The 26222-nt window shown below is 39.8% G+C and carries 23 protein-coding genes; 1 reads left to right on the forward strand and 22 read right to left on the reverse strand.

Translation table 11 applies throughout. The features are described from left to right. Positions 1 to 3: 3 nt before the first annotated feature. Positions 4 to 1884, forward strand: coding sequence for a polysaccharide biosynthesis protein (locus N8M53_RS08470; protein WP_269578460.1), 1881 nt, complete (start codon positions 4 to 6; stop codon positions 1882 to 1884). 146 nt (positions 1885 to 2030) lie between these two features. On the opposite strand, the gene N8M53_RS08475 is transcribed toward N8M53_RS08470, so the two are convergent. The 22 genes from N8M53_RS08475 to N8M53_RS08580 form a co-directional block, all read right to left on the reverse strand. Then, positions 2031 to 3203, reverse strand: a complete 1173-nt coding sequence (locus N8M53_RS08475; protein ID WP_269578461.1) for a CDP-glycerol glycerophosphotransferase family protein — start codon at positions 3201 to 3203, stop codon at positions 2031 to 2033. 132 nt (positions 3204 to 3335) lie between these two features. Further along, positions 3336 to 4160: a hypothetical protein gene (locus N8M53_RS08480; protein ID WP_269578462.1), complete on the reverse strand. Its 825-nt coding sequence runs from the start codon at positions 4158 to 4160 to the stop codon at positions 3336 to 3338. Next, positions 4153 to 5355 (reverse strand): CDP-glycerol glycerophosphotransferase family protein, encoded by a 1203-nt coding sequence (locus N8M53_RS08485; protein ID WP_269578463.1) that lies wholly within the window; start codon positions 5353 to 5355, stop codon positions 4153 to 4155. Before N8M53_RS08485 ends, N8M53_RS08480 begins: the two co-directional genes overlap by 8 nt. Next, the gene (locus N8M53_RS08490; RefSeq protein WP_269578464.1) at positions 5342 to 6580 is read right to left on the reverse strand and encodes a hypothetical protein; all 1239 of its coding nucleotides are present in this window, start codon (positions 6578 to 6580) and stop codon (positions 5342 to 5344) included. The genes N8M53_RS08485 and N8M53_RS08490 overlap by 14 nt, the downstream gene beginning before the upstream one ends. A gap of 457 nt (positions 6581 to 7037) precedes the next feature. Next, on the reverse strand, positions 7038 to 8114 hold the full coding sequence (locus N8M53_RS08495) for a CDP-glycerol glycerophosphotransferase family protein (RefSeq protein ID WP_269578465.1): 1077 nt from the start codon (positions 8112 to 8114) through the stop codon (positions 7038 to 7040). A gap of 19 nt (positions 8115 to 8133) precedes the next feature. Continuing rightward, entirely contained in the window at positions 8134 to 9549 is a 1416-nt protein-coding gene (locus tag N8M53_RS08500) for a hypothetical protein (protein WP_269578466.1), read from the reverse strand. Further along, the gene (locus N8M53_RS08505) at positions 9542 to 10840 is read right to left on the reverse strand and encodes a DUF4910 domain-containing protein (protein WP_269578467.1); all 1299 of its coding nucleotides are present in this window, start codon (positions 10838 to 10840) and stop codon (positions 9542 to 9544) included. Before N8M53_RS08505 ends, N8M53_RS08500 begins: the two co-directional genes overlap by 8 nt. Positions 10841 to 10846: 6 nt before the next feature. Then, a complete protein-coding gene (locus N8M53_RS08510; RefSeq protein WP_269578468.1) occupies positions 10847 to 11617 on the reverse strand; it encodes an AAC(3) family N-acetyltransferase in 771 nt (256 codons plus the stop codon). A 4-nt stretch (positions 11618 to 11621) separates the two neighbouring features. Further along, a complete protein-coding gene (locus N8M53_RS08515; RefSeq protein ID WP_269578469.1) occupies positions 11622 to 11855 on the reverse strand; it encodes a hypothetical protein in 234 nt (77 codons plus the stop codon). A 4-nt stretch (positions 11856 to 11859) separates the two neighbouring features. Continuing rightward, positions 11860 to 12519, reverse strand: a complete 660-nt coding sequence (locus N8M53_RS08520; RefSeq protein WP_269578470.1) for a cyclase family protein — start codon at positions 12517 to 12519, stop codon at positions 11860 to 11862. Between the two features lies 1 nt (position 12520). Continuing rightward, positions 12521 to 13138, reverse strand: coding sequence for a hypothetical protein (locus tag N8M53_RS08525; protein ID WP_269578471.1), 618 nt, complete (start codon positions 13136 to 13138; stop codon positions 12521 to 12523). Between the two features lie 6 nt (positions 13139 to 13144). Further along, on the reverse strand, positions 13145 to 14488 hold the full coding sequence (locus tag N8M53_RS08530; RefSeq protein ID WP_269578472.1) for a class I adenylate-forming enzyme family protein: 1344 nt from the start codon (positions 14486 to 14488) through the stop codon (positions 13145 to 13147). Further along, positions 14485 to 15546, reverse strand: a complete 1062-nt coding sequence (locus N8M53_RS08535) for a 4-hydroxy-2-oxovalerate aldolase (RefSeq protein ID WP_269578473.1) — start codon at positions 15544 to 15546, stop codon at positions 14485 to 14487. Before N8M53_RS08535 ends, N8M53_RS08530 begins: the two co-directional genes overlap by 4 nt. Positions 15547 to 15566: 20 nt before the next feature. Beyond that, positions 15567 to 17105, reverse strand: a complete 1539-nt coding sequence (locus tag N8M53_RS08540; protein ID WP_269578474.1) for a hypothetical protein — start codon at positions 17103 to 17105, stop codon at positions 15567 to 15569. Further along, a complete protein-coding gene (locus N8M53_RS08545; protein WP_269578475.1) occupies positions 17098 to 18522 on the reverse strand; it encodes a hypothetical protein in 1425 nt (474 codons plus the stop codon). The genes N8M53_RS08540 and N8M53_RS08545 overlap by 8 nt, the downstream gene beginning before the upstream one ends. 1 nt (position 18523) lies before the next feature. Then, complete coding sequence (gene pseI, locus N8M53_RS08550; protein WP_420066607.1) at positions 18524 to 19564, reverse strand: pseudaminic acid synthase; 1041 nt, start codon at positions 19562 to 19564, stop codon at positions 18524 to 18526. Positions 19565 to 19583: 19 nt separating this feature from the next. Beyond that, the gene (gene pseG, locus N8M53_RS08555) at positions 19584 to 21089 is read right to left on the reverse strand and encodes a UDP-2,4-diacetamido-2,4,6-trideoxy-beta-L-altropyranose hydrolase (protein WP_269578477.1); all 1506 of its coding nucleotides are present in this window, start codon (positions 21087 to 21089) and stop codon (positions 19584 to 19586) included. Between the two features lie 13 nt (positions 21090 to 21102). Continuing rightward, on the reverse strand, positions 21103 to 21798 hold the full coding sequence (gene pseF, locus N8M53_RS08560; RefSeq protein ID WP_269578478.1) for a pseudaminic acid cytidylyltransferase: 696 nt from the start codon (positions 21796 to 21798) through the stop codon (positions 21103 to 21105). Between the two features lies 1 nt (position 21799). Then, on the reverse strand, positions 21800 to 22960 hold the full coding sequence (gene pseC / locus N8M53_RS08565; RefSeq protein WP_269578479.1) for a UDP-4-amino-4,6-dideoxy-N-acetyl-beta-L-altrosamine transaminase: 1161 nt from the start codon (positions 22958 to 22960) through the stop codon (positions 21800 to 21802). Then, on the reverse strand, positions 22957 to 23982 hold the full coding sequence (gene pseB, locus N8M53_RS08570) for a UDP-N-acetylglucosamine 4,6-dehydratase (inverting) (RefSeq protein WP_269578480.1): 1026 nt from the start codon (positions 23980 to 23982) through the stop codon (positions 22957 to 22959). The genes pseC and pseB overlap by 4 nt, the downstream gene beginning before the upstream one ends. Positions 23983 to 24006: 24 nt before the next feature. Further along, complete coding sequence (tagD, locus tag N8M53_RS08575; RefSeq protein WP_332301564.1) at positions 24007 to 24477, reverse strand: glycerol-3-phosphate cytidylyltransferase; 471 nt, start codon at positions 24475 to 24477, stop codon at positions 24007 to 24009. 363 nt (positions 24478 to 24840) lie between these two features. After that, positions 24841 to 26190: an MBL fold metallo-hydrolase RNA specificity domain-containing protein gene (locus tag N8M53_RS08580; RefSeq protein WP_269578481.1), complete on the reverse strand. Its 1350-nt coding sequence runs from the start codon at positions 26188 to 26190 to the stop codon at positions 24841 to 24843. Positions 26191 to 26222 lie beyond the last annotated feature (32 nt).

A 26222-nucleotide genomic window follows, 5' to 3' on the forward strand; every position in this document is an offset into this window, starting at 1 on the left:
CTAATGTTCACGCCTATTAAGCCACTTCTCAATGCCAGCCGCGGCAAAAAACGCCTAATTACGGCATCTTATGACATGGTTGCGGTGGTGCTTTCTATTTATCTTGCAATTGTGTTTCGCCTCGGCACCACCACGTTTGAGTTTGGTATCGAAGAGGCCGCCTCTTTTTTCGCCACGAACCTCGCCACTGTGTTTTGCTTTATCAGGCTCGGCATGTACCGGGCTGTATTAAGGTACATGACCTTACCAGCCATTGGTCATATTTTTCTTGCCGTTACCTTGTCGGCGATTACGTTAGCGCTAAGCGGCTTCTTTTTTCAGTCTTTTATCCCGCGCAGCGTGCCTTTTATCTATGCCGGTATTGCCATTCTCACTCTCGGTGGGCCAAGGATTTTGTTCCGCATACTTTATGAGCAATATTATAAACGCAGTAAGCCAAATGTTTTTATTTATGGTGCAGGTGCAACAGGCAGGGATTTAGCCTACGCGCTGATCCAGGGTAATGAGTATCATCCTGCAGCAATCCTCGATGATGATAGCGCGAAAGTAGGCCAGATCATGTACGGTATTCGAGTATATCATCCATCAGAATTTGATGGACTGCGGTCGCTCTATCAGCCCGTAAAGCTTCTACTTGCGATTAATAATGTGACCCAAGGTGAGCGGCTACGATTACTTGAAAAACTTGCCCATTGGCCAATTGAGATCCAGTCCGTCCCTTCCGTGGAAGACATTGCCGCCGGAAAAAATAGTGTTGCCGATATAAAAGATCTCGACATTGCTGATTTATTAGGCCGCGCACCGGTTGAACCCGACCCTACCCTGTTAGCTAAACAAATCACCAATAAAAATGTATTGGTTACGGGAGCCGGTGGCTCAATTGGTCTAGAAATATGCCAGCAAGCGCTAAAGCTAAAGCCTGCCAAGCTAATCCTTTTTGAACTAAACGAATATAACCTTTACCGCGCCCATCAGACGCTGTCAAAAATGCGTATCAATTTAGCGCTTAATGTACAGCTTGTCGCTGCACTAGGATCGGTGCAAAAGGAGCATAGGCTCAGTAAGCTAATGGCTACTCACGAGATCAATACGGTGTACCATACCGCGGCTTATAAACATGTGCCTTTAGTTGAATATAATATTGTAGAAGGCATACGTAACAACGTATTTGGTACCCTCGCATGTGCTAACGCTGCAATTGCGAATCAGGTCGAGAGTTTTACCCTTATTTCAACCGATAAAGCGGTACGGCCCACAAATATTATGGGCGCCAGTAAACGCCTGGCTGAGCTAGTCTTACAAGCCCTGGCGGACAAACAAAGTCAAACAACGTTCACCATGGTGCGTTTCGGCAATGTGCTAGGATCGTCAGGTTCTGTGGTACCGCTATTTAAATCACAAATTCGTGCCGGCGGCCCAGTAACAGTGACACATCCAGATATCACCCGTTACTTTATGTTGATCCCCGAGGCGGCACAGCTTGTGATCCAAGCCAGTGCCATTGGTCACAATGGTCAGGTATTTGTCCTCGACATGGGCGAGCCGGTCAAAATTCTCGATTTGGCCAAGCGTATGATCAAACTCATGGGCCTTCGAGAAAAGAGCACCAATAACGTAGATGGGGATATAGAAATCAAATTCACGGGACTAAGACCCGGCGAAAAGCTCTATGAAGAGTTATTGATTGGCGATAACGTTGAGGGTACTGGCCACGAAAAAATTATGACCGCATGTGAAGATAAGCTGCAATGGGATGATATGACTATATTGCTCAGCGAATTAGACAGCTGTTGTCATTATTTTGATGTTGAATGTATTAAACGTATACTGCTCGAAGCGCCTACTGGATATATGCAACCAACCAACACTAAAAAGCCTGCATAACGCAATTGGACATATGCATTATATTCAGCATATGCATTATGAAGAATCATGACATCCATGATTCATCGTACTTAAGTTAAACCATATTCAAACGCTAGGCGAATGCTTACGGCCTAGCGCTTTATATCGATTACTCGCAAGCTCGTTTAACGCTTAGCCAACGTCTTAACTACGTTAAGTGTATGTTTTGCATGATCACGCATAATAGGATTAAGTACTTTATTCGCGTTTTTTCGACAACTAAGATAGTAATCGGAATCGGTAAGTAAAGTTTCTAATTCAGATAAGAACGCCACTAAGGAGTTAGGTTTGGGTCCAGGAGTGAGCTTTTCGTAATCGATTGAAAAACCGATAGTACTTTCGTACTCGTTATAATCGTAGGGTAAAAACATCACCGGTTTTTCGGTAAGCAAGAAGTCTATATATATACTTGAATAATCAGTAATTACAAGATCAAACCCTCCTAACACTGGATTTATATCACTAATATCTTGACTAGACAGCAGTTTAATTCGCTCACATTTTAGTAACTTTTCATCAAGCTCAAATTCAAAATTTGGATGAAGTCTTAAGAAGAGGGTCACCCCTTTCTTTTCTAAGCCATCACAAAGTGTGTCCAGATTAAAATCATCGAAAGGAAATATCTGCGTATCTGAAAAAGGTCGCCAAGTGGGCGCATATAGGACATTATGTGAGCTCTTATCAAGGATCAGACTCACTAAATGACGGTCAGGAGATACAACTTGATCACAACGTGCCTGTGGGCACCGAACAATATGAGAAGATGGTAAGTGTAAACACTTTGCCCACGCACTATCAAACGCTGCCGAACTTGACATTAAATAGCTAAAGTTTGTCCGAATTAAGCGGTAGTAAATAGACTTTACCAAGCTTACATATTTCTCGCCCAACCCTACCGATTTTATTGGAGCCCCGTGCCCTAAATGAATAACGGTTCGTCTGAAACTTAGTCCAAATCCACTTAATGGTGTCTCTAAAGAGGAGCACACCCACAAGCCTGATCGCATTATCATAATTATATCTTTAAAGCGATCATTAGTGATAAAGTGGTCACCGTATTTCTCACGAAGCGCTCTTCTTTTTTCAGAATCATTAATAACGAATTTAGCAATACCATTACTTTCACTTGCTAAAAAATGTAAAAAAAGCGCACGAGAGTTGTGTTCAAATGTAGTGTTAAACTGGGAATTAAAGATGATCGTTTTTTTATCTCTTGGAAAGAAAAGAGATAAAAAAGAAGGTACTAAACCAGAGACAAAATGTACTGCTCTAAGAAAAAGATATCGATTCTTATTCACTCTGTGTTCCTAAGGAGAGACGTAGAAGCATATTAAGAAAAAGGCAGATGACCGAACCACTCGTTTATGAAAGACTTCACAGCGCGGTCTAAATACAAATATGGACAACAACATACAATCCATACGCTAATCTCATAACCTTTTTAATTTTTTCTTAATTGCATATATTTTATTGAGAATAGATTTCATAGCGTTGTTAGCAATACGTGACAATAGTAAAACCAAAATCGCCCCTCCTGCCGACATTGACGAGATGTTATATGACACCAATAACGACGAAAAAATCACCAAAAAAAAAGTTCCACTTAACAGTGTATTTGCTTGATTAACATCTAAATGTAATCGACCAAGAAAATCATATTTGTTATCGGTAAAGATAAAATACTTTGCGATAATCAAATATGTAATCTGTGACAATATAAAAAATAAGGAAAATATAGGTGATATAAAAACAAAAAGCACTATCGACATACAGACCAGCATTATATCGCCAATTAAACCTGAGTAGGTTTTAAACGCATACTTTACAAACTCTTTACCATATTTACCATATTTAGTACGGTACCAATCAGAATCCAGACTATTTTTGTTGAGCTTTTCTGTTCTACTTATATACAACTGAAGAAAAATATTGAACAGGTAAACCAATAACGTGAAAGAAATTAAAAAAGAAAAATACGCAGCATTACCATAATCTTCTTGGAACTTGGTAAGAATTTTAAGATGACTAGCGCCTGACAACAGCAAAAAAACTTTAATAGGCAAGAACATGACAAGCATACTACTGAAAGATGACATGAAGTTCATAGCTCCGAGCTTAATCGACTGCATATCAGCAGATTTATAAACTAACTGGTGCATTTCATTTATCAGGTCAAAATCCTTCAACAATCTACTTGATAGTATTTTTATACTTTTTAAATAATTAAATCTCATGCAACCATACCACTCAATCACAATGAGACAACATTAGCCTAATAATGCGTTCTGATGTTTTGGAGTTATTAAAAGACATGAACCTTTCCTTCCAACATAAATAGTTTTCATCAACAACCTCGTTATTAATAAGATATAATAGCTCGTCAATAGATTCGGATTGAATCCTTGAGCACTCTTCTCTTAAATCAAAATACATACCTCGAGTTTCATTCTCGTACTCTTCGTAATCATAATGATAAAAATACATCTTTCTTTTGAGTATAGAATAATCAAACATGACACTAGAATAATCAGTAACAAGTATATCTGTTACCAGTAGCAATTCGTTCACGTCATTGACATTAGATACATCTATAAAATGCTTTGCCTCATCATTTTTCTCAGAAAAATAATGCCCTCGAAATAGAAAAACATACTCCTCTGAGAGTCTAGAGCAAAACAAATCGCAGTCAAGCGGGTTTCTCGCAGAAAATGTACCATGCTCGTAGATAGTATCCCTATACGTTGGAGCATAAAGAAGCACCTTCTTACCTGGAGGGATATTTAGTAACTTTCTAATATCAATGCGACTTTTAGAGTTAACCAAAGCGTCATTCCTAGGTAAACCAAATGAAACCACCTTATGTTCCTCAATACCAAATGCAGAGCAAAGCTTATCTGTTAGGTAATCAGAAGAGGACAAAAAGTAGTCCGCACGCCACCCTTCTAACAAATAAGCTAATCGTATTGACTCTTTCGACGCAGTAGGGTGGTTATCAACGTCAATATCCATCCCTATTTTTTTCAATGGGACACCATGCCATGTCTGAATCAATATTTGTGAACTTTTTTTATAGATAAAATAAGGTAGTCGGCAGTTTACTACATTAAACTTAGACGTAAAATAAGAAATGTAGTACTGGAGACTCTTAAATCTTACGTAAATAATTTTATTATTTCCAGTTAGATTTGTAACCTGCTCCTCTTTATTATTGGTAACTAATACGAACATCCACCCTGATAAGACCCTATCCATTTCAATTAATAAAGCAAGAGGAGAGTCGCATATATTTTTACCATTAAAACTCTCGAAGATAGCCTTTTTTGGTCTTACGAGAAAAATATGGCTAACAAAAAACCCTATACATTGACAAAGTAAAAGATAAGAAAGCCTAATAAGATAGTCTAGTTTACCATGTCGTAGTCTATTCAGTATTACCCTAACAGTTTTCATTTTTATCTATAAGTCTTTTCAGTCTATTCCTAATCAATTTTTTTGTACTAGTTAACGTGGCATGCTTCGGGTCTTCAAGAATAGATATATTATCAAACCAAATATCTTTTCCTTTATCAAACCGGTAAGTTTGCACTGGATCTAATAAAACCGCTAATGTCTCAGTGGCAGAACAGCCGGCGAACTCTAGCACTGAGTTCCCGGTGCAAATTATAAGGTTTAATTGGTTCATCAAAGTTACCACTGAGGAGAAGTCGTTCATTTGATCAATTGGAGGAATATACATTCTTACATTACTGGCTTGATTAAAATATCTTACTTCCTTTTCACAGTTGTCATATTGTAAACTAATCAAAACGATATTATCAAATCCTTCAAATATATCTACGACATCAGTAATAGATAAGTAGTCTTTACCCCGAACGCCATGATCGTTCATACTCCGCCATGAGATACCAACAATAAGTTGGTTCGATTTGAAACCAGAAAAAAATTCGTTAATGGTATTAGAACAACTCTTATTTAAAACAGATAGCTTTCGTTTTTCAGAAAAAGTGACAGGTTTTAATAAGACGTCATGGAGTAGGTTTGTAATTAGTGTGAACTGCGATATTTCACCAATTTTCTCAAAAAAATCATTATCTAAGACATGATGAAGCTTTTGAGGAGAAACTTTGTCGAAATGGGAAAAATTATCATATGATAAAGTTTTACTTCTATATGTACCTTCAACAGATACTTCAGGATATAACGAAGATAATAGTGGAACCAATCTAGGCTCGGTATGGAATATAATTAACTTATACCCCAAGGATATCATTACATCTATAACTATAGAAAACCTTAGATCATCGCCTGGCCCCCAGGAATTCAAAATATGAAGTCTCTCCGACTTATCTACATCAGACAAAGATTGCTTAAACTTCGTTGGATACAGCCGATCAAGAAGGGCGGACATGTCACGATTGGTCTTTTCCTTCATACCCTCTTTCAACATACAACGAGACAAAAAAAACTCTGTCTTCAATTTACTACTAGACTTTTCAAACCATAAGCTTTGAGTAACATGTAAATAATCATGCTCTTCTAGAATCATACTTTTAGTAACAAGGTCACAGTACTTTTTAGATATTGAACTAACATCCTTAATACTTAAAGCTAAATCAATGACTTTTTTGTAATTACCAGACAGATAGTAAAAATATATAAGATCTTCGACATCCAAAACTGCTAGGTCGATATTAAAATTTTTTAAACAATACAACCTAAACAAATTTATATCTTTGTATGATAGACTTTTTTCTATTTCACCTGAAATTCTATATAGGCAAAAGCCGTTTCTATTAACGCAGTGATTAAACCGTAGATAATCTCCTACCCGAGGATTAGCTAAAATGGTTAGTATCGTCAACTCTAAAGCTAGATCTTTATCTTTTATGAACGATAAAACTTTTAGAAAAAGCTTGTAATATCTTAGAGCAGACAATGTGTTTCTCGTTTTGGAAACTAGCACACACAGCTTATATATGTCATCACTTCTAGTTGCCTTAATAATATCTTTATAAAAATAGATAAACAATATGAACTGATTAAAACCAAAGCATCTTTTGACTTTAACCTTACTGTTAGATACAGATACTGACCGACAGAAAAAAAGTCGTATAACCCTATTAACCTTTCTACTATTTAATTTTGTCAAGAACATAGTCGACAAACCTTTTTGTATTATTTGCATCTATATATTTAAAAAACATATGACTGGCTTGGAAATCACTGATGCTAGATAACTGAAGGAGAGCGATAATTTCTTTTTTTAAACTGTTAAAATCAGTTGAAATCTTACCTTGAAAGACTAAGTCTAGGGGATATATAGTTCCCCTTTCATTTTGATATTCATCTTTGTCATACGTAAACAATATTATTTTTTTAGATATCAATGAAAAGTCTAACCACACGCTAGAATAGTCAGTAATTAAAATATCCGTGTATTTAAGTACTAAATTCGTATTTATATATTTATCGCCATTTATAATCAATCCCTCATCTCGCAAAAGATCAAGTTCTTGAATCTCACTAAACTTGTGAGACCTAACCAATAGAACACAATTATATTTTTTTAGTGTTTCAACTAGTTCCGATTCATTTTCACTATCGAAAGGTGAAATGACATTCCCTTCATTCCAGGTACCACGATAAGTTGGCATCCAAGAGATTACCCTTCTTCCTTGGATCTCTTTGCTAAGTAGCAACTCCTGTTCATCTTTAAACCAAACAAGGTCATCTCCTCCTAACAAAATATCATTTCTAGGGAGGCCACTTAAAATGCACTTATTTGGATGAATCTGGAAGCATGCGGACATAACAGCTCGATCTAATTCGGAAGAACATACTAACCCCGAAAGAAGTCTACCTTCTCTTTGAAGAAACTTTTCATTGAATCTATCGCTATCCAGGTAACGTATTGTCTTTAAGGGAATGCCATGCCAAGTATTAAAAATCTTCCTACCATACCCATTTAGGAACTTCGGAATTTTATGATCGATAATAAGCACATAACTCGATAGTAAATAATATTTGCTTTTAAGTCTCTCTAGAAAGCTTCCCGAAGGTTTTTCAGTTAGCATTATCACTTCAAATTCGTTATGAAAATACTTTAGGTACTGTTCCACGCAGACTAAGTTAGCATCATGTTTTTCGGTAGATGTATAAATACAAATTCTGTGTGTTTTCTTGATAAAAATAACATCTAGAATAGACATTACAACATACTTAAATACTTTAATTATTGTTTTCATATAACTTTGTTAACTGATCAAAGAAATTTAGTAAAAGAACATTATTCTTAGTAGTTTCATAATTCTTATACAACTTTCTGTATGCCGATGCCACTATACCTTGGTTACAGGACTTAGAAAATTCATTAACTTGGCTTTGCAATTTAGTGTGATCTACATTTTGATTAGAAATATCTTTTAAATTCAGATTGTGTGAAAAACAATGAACTCCTGAGAAATCTCGATACCAAGCCATACCGAATGTTATAATGGGCTTACCTCCACTCAAAGCCTCCCATCCAACTGTCCCAGATATCGTAGCAACAACCTGACTTTGTTTCAGTAACTCATATGTTGATACACTTTTGCTAACTAGTATCGCAGATTCTATTTTTGATAGCCTTTCGTAAAAAGCTCTGCCACGCATATAGTGCCCTTGTTTAGGGTTCTCCTTTACATATATAAACCAGCCTTCAGGGAGAATACGCGCTAAGTTTTCAATGGCTAACAGTTGGTCTGTATATAGTCCGCCAAGGCATGATGTTGTTAGTTCCGGCTGATAATGCAGAGGAAAGTACACGAACTTCTCTTCTAAATTAATATTTAGCGATTCAAAACTTTCCCCTTTACTTCTATAAAACTTTGATTCATTAGTAAAGGCTTTTGCACCATAAAATTTTTTCTTTCGATGAGCAATTAGCTTTTTCATATCCTCTTTTGAAGATAGCTTACGTAAGATTTTTTTTGTCTTTCTCAGTGATAGTGATGTCTTATTAAATATTCTGGTCATGTGATTATGACCAACTCTCCCTTCCATATAGAACAACTCTTTTTCAAACCGTTTCTCAAATGAGAAACCCTCAGAAGGATTAAATGTAACAAATTTACTATAACGGCCAAAATCGTCTATATTCTTGTAATGAAAAAATCGATTTGGAAGAATCGTTTGATATAGAATATTTTTATCTAGGCCAAGCTTACTAGCCAAATAGTAAATAATGAGATCAATTCCTTGATGTGGCGGATTATTGAAAACGACTTGAGTAATTCCTTTTGAGATAATTAAATTATAGAAATAGCTTAAGTAGTAGTTTATTGCACATAAATAATCATAATTAGAGTCTCCTTCAAACGCACTGATGACATTTTTTTCAAAAGAAAGCGAGTAACGGTCATAATTAAACAAGAACTCTCGAAAGTGCTTTTCAATGAATTCTTCTTCCCAACCCAAAGGTAACATGTGGTTGTTTTCAAACTCAGCACTTCGGGCTACTAATTCAAAAACATTTGGCTGCCCACGTTTAGACACATGTACTGCGTTTAACCTCAACTCCTCACAAATAAAATCAATGTATTTTTTCTCCATTGGTTGAAAAAAACCCCAAAAAAGAGGGGTGTGTCTTTTATAATGTTCAATCATTGTCAACTCTCGATATTAACTCATTTTCTCTTAATTTATTTGCGATGTCACGTATATCAAAATAGTTATGAGAAGTTATATCTGCTATGTCTAATAATGAATTACTCCCATCAGAATACATTAATACATCACGCAGCACTTTAACTTGGCTAACTGTATTTTTAGTGCTTACAGTTGGATACAAGTTTCTCTTTCCGAGTTGAGGCTCGCACATTACATTACAGCGGTATTGATAATCCGTCTCTAAAATTTCGATACATTTCTTATATTTATCATAAGACCCATAAAGGCCATCAGGACTAATATAAGATAAATTATCTAATGATGTGTGGTACTCATCATATTCGGCGTATTTAGAACGCATAATGGAGACAACAGGGAGTTCAATTCCTGGGCTGGAGTATTGTCTTTCATCACTTCCTCTTTCAACAAATGAGTATTTCGTATATTTTGTCGACGTAATTTTCATTACGTACTCAGCTACCCTATCTGCATATGTATTATTATACTTACTTGGCATAAATGAGTAGGAATTGTTGTCACCTACACATGTAAGCACGAAACCGGCTTTTGTTCTATCTCTCATAACCTTAAAGTTTTTACTAAGGTAAGCAATTGAACCTATAGTCTCGGGAAGAAATAGTATTCGATACGTATACCTGAGGTCTTTCATATTTTGAATCAACTTAGCTAGCTCGACCGCAAGTACGGGACCTGAAAGTTCATTATTAGCCATTGATGGATGACATATATAGGTAGATAACAAAACCTCTTCTTTACTGCTCCCCTGTATCAATAACTCTCCATAATTCATAACACCATCAAAAAGTTCTGACTCAATCTTTACCCTTACTTTTCTCTTGCTATTTTTTAGAAGTTCTTTTCTCTGGTTATGAGTAATACAAAAACCCCAACGTTCTTTGTAATAAGATGTTACGTATGGAACTGCGTCAGGTTGGTTTGGTAGCGAGTAAAGGTTACTATCCAATTGTTCAATCGTCATAACCTGGTCGACAGGTACTGAATATCCCATGACGTGAAGATTTAGTCCAGAGAAATCGATAAATACTTCTCCAGTCTCTAAATCTTGCACATAAGCTTGTTTTATTGACCATTCTTTAGGGACAGACCAATCAAAGACTTGCTCTCCTGTCTTAAATTCACCTACATGTAGGTTAGGAAGTTCGCGTTTTATAACATCTAATGTTTTTCTAACTCCCTCACCCGTTAAGCTACGGTTGATGGGGAAGAGCTCACAAGCTAATGAGTACATATTATTTGCATGATCCATCGTCACTCAGACCTTATTAGTTAGGAACCAAACATTCTTCTTAATTTCCTTCTCCAACAAGGAGTATGCGTCCGACGATGTAATAGATCCAATAGTACCTCGACCTATCTTTTGTTTTTTATAGTATCCTTGGGAAACAGCAACTGAGTTAAATCGTTCAAAGTTTGCCTCACTCCCTTTAATATCCATATCTCTCACCCAAATAACTGATTTTGCTTCTACTATGTTGTCACCCGCATATTTTTTTCCCACAAACGTTTTGTCAAAGCGGTAAGGTACAGAGAGTTCTCTTTCAACAAAATGTAAAAATGTTGATCCTGCATCGAAGTTAATATTTAATATCTTGCCATTTTTATCAAAAAATCTGCCAAAAAAAGCAGATTCGTCATAAGCGTTTTCTGGCAAATCTTGTGTCAAGTCTAAAGCTAAACTGCCGATGCATGCGACAGATATTGAGGGATCATTACTTCTAATTGAACTTTGTAAGCAACGCACGTATTCAGCAAACATTCCACAATTAGAAGGTGAACTAATTGGGTTGTATATTTCTCCTGAAGAAAAGCTATACGTAAATGTAGGAACTGCAAGAGTTCCTTGATCACCAATTACAGAAAGTATTGCATCTAATATAATCTGTAGAGCTTCATCTTTATTTTTAGCTCCTTCAGGCATACCTAGATAGCCAACATTGCTATGGCAGAATAGTACGTCACCATTTTTAATTCCTACAGACTTAATCGCTTCAATCAGTTCCTGCTTAGTATACGTTGCTTTCAATCTGTCACCCTTTCATTTCTATGATTATTTCAGATAAACCATCAATTGTTGAAAAACGACGATCTTCAAACTGAGTTTCAGAGAACACAATTGAAAACTCAGACTCACAATATTCTATTAGCATTATTACATCAAAAGAATCAATCAACTCTTGTTCGAAATAATTTTGTTGTGTGTCAAAAACGCTTTGGCCTGACTGCTCTTGAAACCAAAGGATAAGCTTGTCTCTTACTTTCATTATCTTACTCCTCAATTGCAAAGCATCGAACAGGAGCACCATCTCCATCTTTAATCTTAAGTGGTGCAACGATTAACATGATCGTATCACATTGTAAGCTTCTGATGTCGACTAAGTATTCAACAATCACTACGCCTGCACCTAATAGAATCTTATGATTAGGAGCATCTTTTTCCGCTCCTCTGCCGTTTAATGGGTTATCTGGTTGAGGGGTATCCAATGCAATTAGCTTACATCCATTGTCAACTAGCCACTGGCATGCATCCTCTGAAAAAAAAGCATGGTCAGTATAATATTCATTGGTATTAAGCTTAAGATCCCAATCAAACCTAGCTACCAAGCGATCTGGACATTTGTCGTTTAAGCAAGTTCTGAGTTCATCTTCTGTGATCTCATGTTTATCAGGTAGTGATGAAAAATCGACTACCTTCGCCTGACCGTTTAATTGAGAAAGAGGAATGTTTTCGACGGTTTCGCCTCCCGAAATAAAATGGCGGGGCGCATCTATGTGTGTGCCTGTGTGAGTACCGAGTACAATTTTCCGGGTTTCACGGTTTTCAATACCATGCCTACCCAGCTGGGTTGATTCAAAAAATGGATGCCAATGGGTAGCAAAGGTTTGCATGCCCTCTTCTAACACCATAGATAAATCTGTAATTTTCATTCTATACCTCTATTAATTCTACTATTATTCCGGTGGGTGATTTGAGTAAGATGATTGATAGAGATTTACCATTAACTTCTAGCTTGAAAGCGTCAGATGCCCAAGATAAACTATCTCTAACTCGATTACTACATTCTTCAATATTTTTCGTTATAAAAGCAATAGATGTTATACCATTTAAGTCTAGATACTGCTCAGCTAGAGTTCTAGAACTCTCGGTAACCTCTATATCAACTCGCCATGCAGGAACTGGTCTTTTTAGGCTAACGCTATCACCTGTCCTTGTTAAACCAAGGTCCTCCCAAAACTGATATTCCAGGCTTTTCTTTCCTTTAGGAACCACTATCTCGACCATATTACCTTGGTGAAGACGTATACGATCCTGAACTCTGTCATATCCACTAAAATGGTCAATAACCTCAATATCATAAAAATCAGGATGACGGAACATATGAATATCATGACTATGGTTATAGTGTCTTAACAAATCATTTTTACTGGGGTGATTTAAAATATTCACATCAGAAAAGTCTAACAAGTAACCTTTTTTGGTAAGTAGGCTAATGACTTCTTCAGTATTTGAAACATTCCAAATAAAGTGCGAAAAACCAATTATCATTCTTCTTTACTCACGAACTATCGCATTCTTAACAATCTTTCCTGTTGCAGTTTTAGGGAAAGATTTCACTACATATATTTTTTCTGGATATTGTTCCTTAGACAACCTAGATGTTAGAAAATCTCTAAACTCTTTCTCAGCATAGCTTTGATTAGGTAAAATATACAAAATAGGCACCTCTCCCCAAAACGAGTGAGGTTCAGCAACTACTGCAGCCTCTTCAATAGTATCAGAAGACAACGCAGACTCTTCGATATATCTTGGGCTAATATTTTGACCACCTTTGATCACTAAGTCTTTCTTTCGCCCAGTAATAATTAAGTGTCCATCATCCAATTTCCCAATGTCACCTGTATATCTTCCTGTACCATCTGCATTTATATATCCAAGCATAGTCCATGGAGAATCAACCAAAACTTCTTCATCGTCTGTAAAAGAAATATTTACTCCATCAATTGGCTTTCCCACACCCTCAGTGTGTCCTTCCCCTGCTTTAGCACAAGATATAAAAAGAAGCTCGCTGGTCCCATAACTCTCTAATACTTCACATGAAAATTTTTGTTGGAAAATCTCTTTACTTTTACTTGGTAAAGGAGCTGTGCCTACAAATACTTTAGAGTTACTATTAGAAAGCCACGCAATAGCTTCTTTATCTCTTGTCATTTTTGAAGACAATAATAACATTGAAGGACTCAGCCAAATCGAATTAGCCTTAGAAGAACAGTACTTCTTAAAAAGAACAGAAGCGTTTTGAGCAGAAAAAGTATCACTGATCACGACAGTACCGCCCGCTAAAAGGGGGGATAAAAACGTGTTCAAGATACCCGCCATATAAAAACGTGGCATCACGTGCATCATTTTTGTTTTTGCGTTCAGATCATTATGCTCATTAAACGCTTCACAACATCTAATTAAACCGTCAAGACTATGGCATACCCCTTTTGGTATTCCTGTAGTGCCTGAAGTAAAAGTAACCAAAGCCGTTGAACCTAACTCTGGTGACAAGGTTTCTTCTTCCCAACTTTTCAGTATTAGGTTTTGTCCATTTTTCAATACTGCACTTGGCCTAAAAATACTCAGTATCCTATCGGAGTAGTTATCAGAGTATGTTTCTGACAAAGGACAAACCACTACGCCCTTAGCGAAACATGCTAGTAAATGCGTATAGTATTCAAGAGGATCATCAACCGCTAAGCATATCCGCTTTCCTTGTGTTAATCCATTTTCTTCGAAGAAAGCTTCCATAAGTGCAATTTTACTCTTCAGTTCGCCATACGAGACTTTTAGCTCATTAATCTCGATGGCGACGCTTTGAGCGTCGCCTTTCAATATTTTGTCAATATCAATCATAGTTCTGCTTGTTCATTAACAAAGTAATTCTTATAACTCGGTTTCCAAGCTCCTTTGCTGCTATGAGCATCAGCGATTAACTTAGCATGGCGTTCAACTAATTCAATGTCTGCATTGATAATATCTTCTGAGCATACAGCGGATATTAGTTGACGTGGGTCCACTCGATATTTTGTAGACATATCATGAATTATCGGCATATAACTAGAATGAAACAGAGCCATCCCAGATACAGTATCTATTGAAGTCAGTCCACGTTTCTCAATCATAGGTTTGATAAGCTCTTCGCCAATATCCATCACTTTGATTGGATCGATATTGCCTTCTAGCCCCATTCGAGCTAAACAACCTAACATTTGTTCAGTCGTAGTATTACCTGCGCTGCGACCAAACCCCTGTAGGGAAGTATCAATTATCGTTGCACCTGCTTCAAGTGCAGCTAATGCGTTCCCGATACCTAGGCCTAAGTTATTGTGACCATGAAAACCAATAACTGCATCAGACTTTTCAGCCAGTATTGCTTCTACATAAAGCTTAACTTCATTTGGTAACATCCCACCCGCAGAGTCAACTACATAGACGGCATCGACCCCCATTTCAAAAGCGTGTTTAGAAGCTAATGCAAGATCTTCTGGCTTTGACGCGTATGATTTCATGAAGTTAGCACAAGTCATCATACCTTTTGACTTAGCAGAGGCGACAAATGCTTCACTTTTAGGAAAATCTTCGATGGTCGAGCCAAGTCGAATAAAGTCCATATCATAGGTTTTTGCCATTTCTAAATGATCAAGCGTAGCAATACCTGGAATGGCAAACATACCCCATTTACCATTTTTCACAGAGTTAGCAGCGGACTTCATATACGTTTCATCAGATTCTAACGCAACGCCAATCCCTTTTTCTGTCGCGCCCAATCCGACTCCGTGGCCGACTTCGATAAGTTCGAGCCCTGCTTCGTCAAGTGCAATAGCTATATCATCGGAGTTTTTCTTTGAGAACTGAAAGTCTATTTCATAGCTTCCATCTCTGAGAGTGCATTCTAATATTTTTACATCCATATTTAATTCCTTCACGTAGTTTAATTTCGCATATAATTTATCAACTGATCTCCGACGAGAGTTGCATTAACTTCCCAATCAAATGTATCATCTTTTATAATTTTCTCGTATGGTCTACCAAGTACACCAGTCCCCATTTTTGCAACTAACTTTCCAACTTCCACTTGAAGTTCACCATGATCTATTTGGTAGGACAATACTTTTTCTAAATTACCAATATCTTCAAATTTAAACACGCCAGGTAAATTATTATACCATGCCCACCCAAAAGTTATAACATTCTTACCGCCTGTTATGGCTTCCCACCCAGCAGTACCACTAATAGTAGCAACCAACTCACATTCCCTCATCAACTTATAAGTACTGGTATCAATAGGCACTAAATGAACATTATTAATTCCTTTCAGCCTCTTATAGAATGTTTCGTCACGCATATAGTGCTCTTGTTTTGGGTTTTCTTTAACTAGTATTCTCCACTTCTTTGGTAAAACGTCGGAGAGTTGCTCAATCGCAAGTAATTGGTCACAATACAACTCTCCTCCTAATGAAGAAGTAGTCAACTCAGGTTGCAAATGCAACGGAAAATAAACAAAAGGTGAGTCCATTGAACATGGATGTTCATTTAGCATTGAACGTTCAAAAAATTTTAACTTCTCCGAACTAATATACTTAGATAGGGGCGGCGTATTGGGATGTATGATCAATTTCAACTGAGATATACGTTTCAATATATTAAAATAACTAGATAAGCTAATATCCTCTCCCTTAATTTTGTACCAGATCATTTTGAATAGTATATACATTTCTGTGGGATGATCTATCTTACTATGTTTCTCTCTACGAAGATTACCATTATAAGCTGGATAATAAACTGATCTTTTTCTAGTTAAATTACGCCTTAATAAATCAGTAAACCGTTCAAAAAAGCCTAATCGTTTCACTTCAATATTATCATACATATAAAAAAGGTCTTTTTCGAACTTGTTATCTATGACATAGGGGGACCAATTACTTTCTATCAGTTCTGAGGTTCTCCACTCCCCAAAATCTTCTTGCTCTTTAATAATAAAAAACTTGTTTGGTAAAATAGACTGGTAAAGTATTATTGTTTCGACATTTAATAATTTTGCCAACTCATAAAGTATTAAATCTGCACCTTGATGTGGCATGCTAGTAAACATTACCAAATCTATCCGTCCACTAAGTAATTTATTAGAAAAATAGTTAACAAAAATATTGAATGCATTAACATAAGCATGAAACGAGTCTAAATTGTGTGAAAAGTATGTAAAGCGAAATTCGTATCTAGAATATTGTTCAATAAATTTATGTATGGCTTTTTTGTATAAAAAATCATACTGCTTAGGAGAAATAAGACTACTCTTATATTTATAGTCATCAGAAAGTAAACCAAACTTAACAACCTCGTTAAGGTGAACACTGCTTCGCCTTGAGGTACCAAACCATTCTACAGGGAAAAAACCGTATTTCTCTGACATTTCATTAATTATCGTTTCAGAAATACTAGAAAAGCCCCATAACATTACATTTTTAAACAAGGGCACCTCTCTTAACTACACACTTCTCGAAATCATTAAGTAATTGTTCGATTGGTTGACTTAAACTATTAGTATCAATTAGATTTTCTTTTACTAGCTCTATATTGCCATTTACTCTGAATGAAAGTCTTAAAAAGCAAACAATTAGTTGCTTATCAGTAGGGTTATTTTTTACAAGAGTTTGACATGCACTCAAAGCTTCGTGGTGTCGATAAGTTAGCAAACAACTCGTAAGTAGATACTGCGTTGCGGGTAAGGAACTTTTATCTTTTTCCAGTAATTTCTTGGCTAATTCATAAGCTTTCTCAATATCACCTATTTGAACTAGTGTTTTAAGAGTCAAGTTGTGTGTTAGGTGTTTATTTTTACTGATAAACGAAAGTAATCTTAAATAGAATAAAGCCTCTCTATAATATTCGAATTTAATTAAGAACTTAACATAGGAAAATACAAGTCTTTCATTAAAAAAAGAGCGAATAATATACTTTTTCCATAGTAACAGTGCTTTTGCCTCTAAACCTTTGTGAGAGAGAGCCGAAGCACGGTAATCAATTAAGTCAACAAAATGCTTTCTTTTTCTTTGTTTGTGGAACCTTGACACCTTGTTGCTTGTAAAAAAATACAAGTGGTCTTTATTGTTAGTTTCGACATAAAGTCTGCATTTGATTAGTGCAGACTCAAGGTCGTCCGGTAAACGCTCAGTTATAAAACCTGCCAATTTATATTTCTTTTCTTTAAGAGCACGATATGAGATGATTTTGAAGTTGATATTATTTGGCGCCATCGCGACACACTCAGGATGACTTACCACCTCATTATAAATAAATTCATACACTTCAGAGTCAGGTGATATATGGTTAGACTTTAGCGCTTCAAAAACAACATCTATTCTAGCACTTTCCTTTTCTAGGTATTTTTTAATAAGAAAGTTAAGGTACTTATTTGAAAATCCTTCGTAACTAATTTCAAGGTTTATTTCAAGTAATGTAGAAGCACTAAATAAAGCGATTTTTTCATTTTTTCCCTTTAGGCTAACCTTGATAAATTGACATTGATAATATAATAAAAAATCTGATATTATATCGCTGGAACAATCGCCAATAATTTTGACTTCTTTATAGAGAGACGAAACTTTGTCTTGATCATGTAGATCTAAACTCATTATTTCAGCCTCTTTTTCTAACAGCCATAAATAATCACAGAGCAACTCTTTCCCATACACTTTTAAGTAGTACTTTACTCTGTCTATTTTTTTTTCAGAAACAAGAAAAAGCAAAGCATTTTCCATATACTCTATATCTAATATTTTTTCAGCTAAATTTGTTGTGTGTTTTTTATTGAACTTAACCTTAAGAGCATTTATTTTTAATTTTACAGGTAGAACACTATATACTTTTTTCTTGACATTTGAAATCATATTATTCCTTTAATAGTTCCCAAGAAATAGCAGTGCCCTTGGATATATACTTTGAAGCAGTTCTTTCTAACACTGAGTCATAATATTTAGGCATAAGACCAAATCCAGGACGAACGCTCCTTACATTTTCAGGAGTAATCCGTTCACCTTCCTTGATATCTTTGACAGCGTAAAGTGAACGGCGGAACTTCACATTGCCTTTTTCAGCTTCAGTCCGTTCATAATTAACGTTACCCAGGGCTTGCCACGCCGTTGTCGTGTCTCGGCATAAAGCAGCAAGCTCCGCTGGCTCCAACGAGAAGCTATCATCAGCACCACCGCCGTTACGATCTAACGTGACATGCTTTTCGATTAAACAAGCGCCTAATGCGACAGAAGTGACTGCTGTCGCATTGTCAATGGTATGGTCAGACAGGCCCGAAAGCACATCAAAGCGCTCAGCCATGTCCGCGATGGTTCGTAGATTATATTGCTCTGCCGGCGCGGGATAACCACTGACACAATGCAGTACTACTAATTCTTGGCACCCATTGTCTTTCGCCGTTTTAATTGCGTCAGCAATCTCTTGTTCATTCGCCATCCCTGTAGAGATAATCATGGGTTTGCCCGTTTGCGCGACCCGCTTAATAAGCGGTAAATCAATCACTTCAAAAGACGCAATTTTATAGGCCGGCGCATCCAGCTCTTCCAGTAAATCTACGGCGGTAAAATCAAAGGGAGAGCTAAAAATGGTGATATCCAGCTCTTTGGCTTTCTCAAACAGTGGTTTGTGCCAGTCCCACGGCATGTGTGCGCCTTTGTAAAGTTCATACAAAGTTTGCCCATCCCAAAGACCGCCATGAATTTGAAAATCGTCACTGTCACAGTCCAGGGTAATGGTGTCATGCGTGTAAGTTTGTAGTTTTATCGCATCGGCCCCCGCTTTTTTCGCTTCTTCCATGATTTGAAAGGCGCGGTTAATATCGCCATTATGGTTCGCGGACAGCTCTGCAATAATATACGGTGGATGATCTGGGCCGATTTTCCGGCCGTCTATGGTCATAAATGGGTTCACAATGGCCTCACTGAATGGGGTGTCGAATGTAAGTTTCTTCGTCGACTTGTTGATAACTGGCTTTTTGGAAAAGCCGTTGCGATGGGATATTTTCTTTTAAGACGGTGGCGTGCACGGTGACATCGGGATGTATTAGGTTAATAATTGCTAACGCTTGCGCACCAATTCCCTTCCCATAACGGGTTGGATCAACAAAAATTGACACAAGATAATGCTCGGCGCGCAGTCGGTCTAGGCGTATAGCGCCCATTTTTTTTCCGCTATACCGTTCAACAATCATATAAAAGTAATCGTTGATAGCGTGGAGTTTTGCCGACATCCATGCGTAATGCTGCTCCCATGTGGGCGTACTGGGATTAAGCGCATATTTTCTAGTGTTAGGATGACATTGCCACTGATAAACTAACTCAATATCTTGTTGGCTGGACGCACGCTCAAGGCGATAGCCATTCACGTCATCACAGCGCAGTTGTTCGAGTTCAAACACCACCCTTTTTACACCACGCCCATCACACAATGCTAGGTTAGCAGACTTCAGCGCCTCCCACCGATTCAAAGTGGTTTGGTACGCGTGCAGTAGGCGAGTTGGTATCTCATCGAGCATCACTTTTATCGCAGCATGATGCTTAACCAGTTGCTCACAAACCATCTTTTGGTTATCAGCCAAGGGAACAAGGATATTGGGGAGCCCTAAGCATGCTCGCTCCCAGCTTGTGGTGCCTGGTGCGCCGATAGCGATATCATGGCTCATCATTAGACTGGCCATATCAGCCACAAAATCTACATGGTTGACATTGTCATGATTTGAGCACCACTGTTTTACCTCATGATAATGCGGCGCTCTTGGCGAGAGTAAGACCGTAAACGTTGCATTGACGTAAGGGTATAGAGCCTCTAGCACGTTGAGCGTGGCGTTAGGGGCATCGACACCGCCCATTGAGACAAGTACGCGGGGGACATGACGCGTCAAGGTTCGAGATAGCGCATTTTCCCTTTGTTGGAGAAATGCGCGAGACAGTAACGCATAATCACTGCCTGCGAGTACGGTAGTGCCTGCTGTCTGATAGTCTGATGCCTCACGACCCAGCGTTTGATCTATAACTATATCCGCACTGTGAGTTCGCAAAAGATCATCAATGGCGACAATTTTACAGTTAAGCCTCGCGCGAACGATTTCATGCCACTGTTTTTCAATCGCATAGTGGTCGGTCACAACCACATCTGCAGCATGCACGTGATGAATAAAATCGTGCGCATCGTCGGGGATGGGCTTTGGCAGCCATGCGGCGTAGTCAGCATCGTGCGCCGGTTTCACGACTTGTTCGGGCGCCGTCAACGTGATGACGTTAAAACCCCGCTCACCGATAAACGCACGCATATCGCTTTCTAACGGTAAACACGCGAAGGTTATATCATGGCCATGGTTCGCTAACTCATCGGCAAGCACCAAGCATCGCATCACGTGCCCACTACCAATCCAAACCGACGCATCAACGCGAAATACAACTTTCATGATTCTTGCCACGCTACTTGTTCGTATGTTTTAAGGCTGAAAATAGCGACTCGGCAATGTCCCAGTCTTCGGAGGTGTCAATATCTTGGACACGATGACGCGGTAAAAGCACAGCCTTAGAATGCGGTGAGAAAATTGACAACTTATTGAAAAACGCACTGGCTTTGCCCCAATAGAACTGGCCTGCGTCGTGATACGCCTCTTCCAGATCTTGTGATCTCATTTTCTCCTGCTCTGGCGAGAACATAGACACAGCACCGTTTGCATCTAATTTAATTGCACGCTGGATCGGAAACGGGAAGGACGTGGCACTAAACGCAAACTGGACGTTTTCATTGGCTAGCAACTGATAGCCCGCCTTGAGATCGTCAGCCTGAACAAACGGCGCAGTCGCATATAAGCAGCACACGGCTTCAATATTAAAACCTGCATCTTGGCACCACTGAATCGCATGGGCCATCACATCCATCGTGGTGGCATAGTCATCGGCAATGTCTGCGGGGCGCAAAAACGGCACCTCGGCACCGTATTGCTTCGCAACATCGGCAATTTCCTGATCCTCTGTTGACACAATCACCTTATCAAAGCAGCCCGAGGCGATCGCCGCTTCAATCGAATAAGCAATCATTGGCTTACCATGAAAGGGCTTAATATTTTTACGTGGTATCCGCTTACTGCCGCCGCGCGCAGGAATAATCGCTATATTCATATTACTCCGTCAGTATCGCTGCTAAGACATCAATCACCGTGTCTTGCTGCTCATCGGTCATAGCATGAAACATCGGTAACGAGATGGCGTCTTGGTAGTATTGTTCAGCATGTGGGTAGTCGCCTGGACCAAAGCCGAGCTGCTGGTAATACGGTTGAGTGTGGACAGGAATATAATGCACGTTCACACCGATGCCTTGTTGCCGCAACGCATCAAATACCTGCTTGTGGGTCTTTGACAGCTTCGCCAATTGAAGGCGAACGACATAAAGGTGCAAGCCTGAATAGGTATCGTTTGATTGATAAGGCAATACTAGGGGTAAATCTTGCAACTTTTCGTTATAACGAGCCGCAAGGCGGTGACGCGCACTGACAAACTGATCTACCCGCTGCATTTGGCTTAGCCCGAGTGCAGCTTGCAGCTCTGTCATCCGATAATTGTAGCCAAGCGCGACTTGTTGATAATACCAGTTTCCGTGGCTATCACCTTCCATCAGCAACGGATCGCGTGTCACCCCATGACTGCGATACAGCGCCATCGACGTGGCCAAGGCGTCGTCATTGGTTACTGCAACGCCACCCTCTGCCGTCGTCACAATCTTAACCGGGTGAAAGCTGAACACGGTAACATCTGAATACTGCCCACAACCGATTGGCTTATTCTGATATTTGCCCCCGATAGCATGGGAGGCATCTTCTATCACTTTAAAGCCATACTCGTCGGCTAATTGCCCTATCGCTTGCATGTCACAGGACTGGCCACACAAGTGCACCGCAACCACCACTTTCGGTAGTGTGCCAGTCGCTTCCGCATGCTTGAGTTTTACTTCAAGTTGTTTGGGGCACAGGTTGTAGGTAGTCGGGTCGATATCGACAAAGTCCACCTCCGCGCCGCAATAACGCCCACAGTTGGCTGAAGCGACGAACGTAATCGGCGTGGTCCATAGTCGATCGCCCTCACCAAGCCCGAGCGCCAGACAGGCAATATGTAAGGCGGACGTAGCACTATTGACGGCAAGCGCGTGCTTGGCGCCGGTGTACTCGGCAATAGCTTGCTCGAACGCAGGGACCTTTGGCCCCTGGGTGAGAAAATCCGAATGCAGCACGTCAACCACTGCATCGATGTCATCTTGCGTGATGTCTTGCTTGCCGTAGGGGATCATTGTTTCGTGGCCACCGTAAAATTAGGATCGATGTATTGCTTTATCTTTTCCCGTAAGCTGTCAACGCTTTCCCATTGCTCATTGGTACCCGAGTTATATTTAAACCCAAACGGCACTTTCTCCGCTTTATGGTGCGTCATGTACTCTTGCTCTGTGTGGGTATGAGACACAGACGGTAAGATTGCATAGTAATGACCAAGATCAATGGTATTGAGTGAATCGGTATCGGTGATCATTTCTTCGTGCAGCTTCTCGCCAGGGCGAACACCAATGACTTTTACCTCACAATCAGGCGCGACGGCTTTTGCCACATCCAAAATTTTATAACTTGGGATCTTAGGGACAAAGATTTCACCGCCCAGGTGATTTTCCAGTGCGTACATCACCATGTCCACCCCATCTTGTAGCGAGATATTAAAGCGGGTCATGTCTTCATGGGTGATCGGCAGGACCCCCTCATGGCGCTTTTTCAAAAAGAACGGGATCACTGAGCCACGAGAGCCCATGACGTTGCCATAGCGCACCACACTGAACTTTAGGTCACGTGAACCTTTAATATTGTTTGCCGCCGTAAACAGCTTATCTGATGCAAGCTTGGTCGCTCCATAGAGGTTTATCGGTGCACAGGCTTTATCGGTAGAAAGTGCAACCACATTGTTCACCCCACATTTCAATGCTGCGTTAATCACGTTCTCCGCGCCATCAATGTTGGTGCGAATACATTCTGTTGGGTTGTACTCCGCCGTATCAACCTGCTTGATCGCGGCCGCGTGGATGATCACATCCACCTCTTCGCACGCTTGCACCATGCGCTCCCTGTCGCGCACATCACCGATGAAAAAGCGCAGCTGGGGATATTCGCTTTGCGGATACAGCTGTTTGAGCTCAAATTGCTTTAGCTCATCACGCGAATAGATAATGATTTTTTTTACGTCGGGGTAGCGCGTAAGAATGGTCTGGATGAACTGCTTACCGAACGAGCCGGTTCCGCCGGTGATAAGGACTGTTTTTTTATTTAACATAGGTTTCTCTTAAATTTCATTTTTCTAGTCATTTGACATCGTCTTAGCAATTTCTATCACAGAGTGCAAAGAGCTTTCCATTTTCTCGAGTTCAGACTTATTCAGCGACGCTAACATTTTCTTAATTTCTGTGGTTGATATATCTTCCGTGCGCGACAAATATACCACTTCACATTGTTCCTTAAGAAAGTCAAACTTTCCGATCCAGTCATCACCCATTGCAAAAATGTCTGCGTCGTATTTTTTTACATCGCTTGATTTTTGCTCCCAATTATTTTCAGGAAAAACATCATCAACATATTCACAGGATTTTACTATTTCGGCTCTTTCTTCATATGAAAAGAAAGACTTCTTCCCTTTTAATTCATTAAATGAATCGGAAGAGATACCGACAATCAGTTTATCTCCTAGTTCGCTCAATCTCTTCAACAATCTGACATGACCGACGTGAAAAAGATCAAATGTCCCATACGTAATAACTGTTTTTTTCGACATTTATCTTCCTTTCATCTAAAGCAAAAATTATTCTATACACTGATTTCTCAGCGGTTAATTCAAAGTTATGCTGTGCGTTTATTCAAGATTTTGAAGCATCACTTTTGGTAGCAGCCACTGATATGTCTCTATCTTGGGAGTAGCATGCTATACGTGCACCTTTCTCGCATTCACCCACGCTACCGCCATGAGGTGTCGCTCCCCCCTGTGCGCATAGCTAGATTTTATGTGGCCGCGCGAGACGCATAGCCGTGTAGATTTTAACGGGCTTTGAGTTTACCTGCTAATTTTTGCAGGCAAAAGACCGAGCGCCAAAAAGTCGACATTGCGCAAGCGGTACGGCGGTTTTTTGGGCGAAAGGCCCTAGGGGATGGGAAAAAGCAGCTTCGCGTCTAGTTCCCGCTGGCTATCCGGTTCGCCATGAATCAAGTGGATCTGCTTGGGGGGCGGTTGGATGCCTTGCACAAACCTCACTAGATCATTTTGGTCGGCGTGGGCGGAGTAACCGGAAATTGTGTGGATTTGCGCGTTGACGGTAACTTGCGTGTTGTCTATCCACACTTGTTTGTTGCCTTGCTGAATATCGCGGCCGAGGGTGTGCTGGGCTTGGTAGCCAGCAAAAATCACATCGGTGCGTGTGTCTTCAAGCAAGGCGGCAAGGTAATTCATAATGCGCCCACCTTGGCACATGCCTGACGCGGCGACCACGATGGCCGGCTCGCCGGTTTGTTTTAGTCGATTCACCATCGCCATGTGCTGGCTATGTTCATCAATGGTAATGCATTGCTCAAACGCTAACGGATGACGGTGTTGGTTCAGCTTGGTTTTGGCCTCTTTGCTCCACAGCTTTTTAAACTGGCGATAGTGACGCGTCACCTTTTGCGCCATGGGCGAGTCGAGAATAATAGGGAGCGTATCATCAAGCTGCTTTTGGTGAATCAGCTGCTCAATATCAAACAACAGCTCTTGGGTGCGACCGACACTGAATGCGGGGATCAATATCGCGCCACCGTCTTTGAGTGAGCGTTGAATAATCGCCTCTAGCCGCTGTGCGCGAGTGGCGACGGACTCATGGGTTTTATCGCCGTAAGTGGACTCTAAAAACAAGATATCGGCACGATTTGGCGGGGTTGGGTCGGGCAACAATGGCGTATTACTGGGCCCTAAATCGCCAGAGAACACTATTCGTTGTTGGTTCGGCAGTTTTAATTCGACATAGGCCGAGCCCAAAATGTGCCCGGCCGGTTGCAAGCGCAAGTAGGTCGCTGGCTGCCCTTTTTGCTTGGGCTTTAGCCGGTGCCAAGTATGGTAAGGCAGCGTCACCGTCAGCTGGCGGATACGTTCAAGCACCCGCTGACGATGGCCATAATCCATACTAAGTTGCAGCTTTAAGGTGTCGTCAATTAACAGTGGCACCAAGGCGGCGGTGGCTTCGGTGCAATAAATGGGGCCTTTAAGGCCCGCCGCCAATAGCCATGGCAGTAAGCCACAATGGTCGATATGAGCGTGCGTGAAGATCAGCGCGTCAATGCGTTTGCCATTGAGGTTCACCCTCGCCTCTCGCACTTCATCGCCTTGGTATTGCCCGCAATCAATCAGCAAGCGTAAGCCGCTTGGTTTTATATCCACTTGGTGACAAGAGCCCGTCACGGTTTGATAGCCACCGTGGTGGGTGACGGTGAGAGTTTCAGTGTTTATTGAGGTGTTAGGCATGGCCACGTCCAGGTTGTTGGTTCAAATGTTAT

The organism is Salinivibrio kushneri (assembly GCF_027286325.1).
Taxonomy (GTDB): Bacteria; Pseudomonadota; Gammaproteobacteria; order Enterobacterales; family Vibrionaceae; genus Salinivibrio; species Salinivibrio kushneri_A.

Bases quoted from the DNA above. Each gene is read 5' to 3' on its own strand.
- pseB (WP_269578480.1), bottom strand. From the start codon at position 23,982: ATGTTAAATAAAAAAACAGTCCTTATCACCGGCGGAACCGGCTCGTTC.
- N8M53_RS08580 (WP_269578481.1), bottom strand. From the start codon at position 26,190: ATGCCTAACACCTCAATAAACACTGAAACTCTCACCGTCACCCACCAC.
- N8M53_RS08525 (WP_269578471.1), bottom strand. From the start codon at position 13,138: ATGATAATTGGTTTTTCGCACTTTATTTGGAATGTTTCAAATACTGAA.
- N8M53_RS08485 (WP_269578463.1), bottom strand. From the start codon at position 5,355: ATGAAAACTGTTAGGGTAATACTGAATAGACTACGACATGGTAAACTA.
- pseF (WP_269578478.1), bottom strand. From the start codon at position 21,798: ATGAATATAGCGATTATTCCTGCGCGCGGCGGCAGTAAGCGGATACCA.
- N8M53_RS08495 (WP_269578465.1), bottom strand. From the start codon at position 8,114: ATGTCTATTCTAGATGTTATTTTTATCAAGAAAACACACAGAATTTGT.
- N8M53_RS08500 (WP_269578466.1), bottom strand. From the start codon at position 9,549: ATGATTGAACATTATAAAAGACACACCCCTCTTTTTTGGGGTTTTTTT.
- N8M53_RS08505 (WP_269578467.1), bottom strand. From the start codon at position 10,840: ATGGATCATGCAAATAATATGTACTCATTAGCTTGTGAGCTCTTCCCC.
- pseC (WP_269578479.1), bottom strand. From the start codon at position 22,960: ATGATCCCCTACGGCAAGCAAGACATCACGCAAGATGACATCGATGCA.
- tagD (WP_332301564.1), bottom strand. From the start codon at position 24,477: ATGTCGAAAAAAACAGTTATTACGTATGGGACATTTGATCTTTTTCAC.
- N8M53_RS08530 (WP_269578472.1), bottom strand. From the start codon at position 14,488: ATGATTGATATTGACAAAATATTGAAAGGCGACGCTCAAAGCGTCGCC.
- N8M53_RS08520 (WP_269578470.1), bottom strand. From the start codon at position 12,519: ATGAAAATTACAGATTTATCTATGGTGTTAGAAGAGGGCATGCAAACC.
- N8M53_RS08515 (WP_269578469.1), bottom strand. From the start codon at position 11,855: ATGAAAGTAAGAGACAAGCTTATCCTTTGGTTTCAAGAGCAGTCAGGC.
- pseG (WP_269578477.1), bottom strand. From the start codon at position 21,089: ATGAAAGTTGTATTTCGCGTTGATGCGTCGGTTTGGATTGGTAGTGGG.
- N8M53_RS08470 (WP_269578460.1), top strand. From the start codon at position 4: ATGTTCACGCCTATTAAGCCACTTCTCAATGCCAGCCGCGGCAAAAAA.
- N8M53_RS08545 (WP_269578475.1), bottom strand. From the start codon at position 18,522: ATGATTTCAAATGTCAAGAAAAAAGTATATAGTGTTCTACCTGTAAAA.
- N8M53_RS08535 (WP_269578473.1), bottom strand. From the start codon at position 15,546: ATGGATGTAAAAATATTAGAATGCACTCTCAGAGATGGAAGCTATGAA.
- pseI (WP_420066607.1), bottom strand. From the start codon at position 19,564: ATGACCATAGACGGCCGGAAAATCGGCCCAGATCATCCACCGTATATT.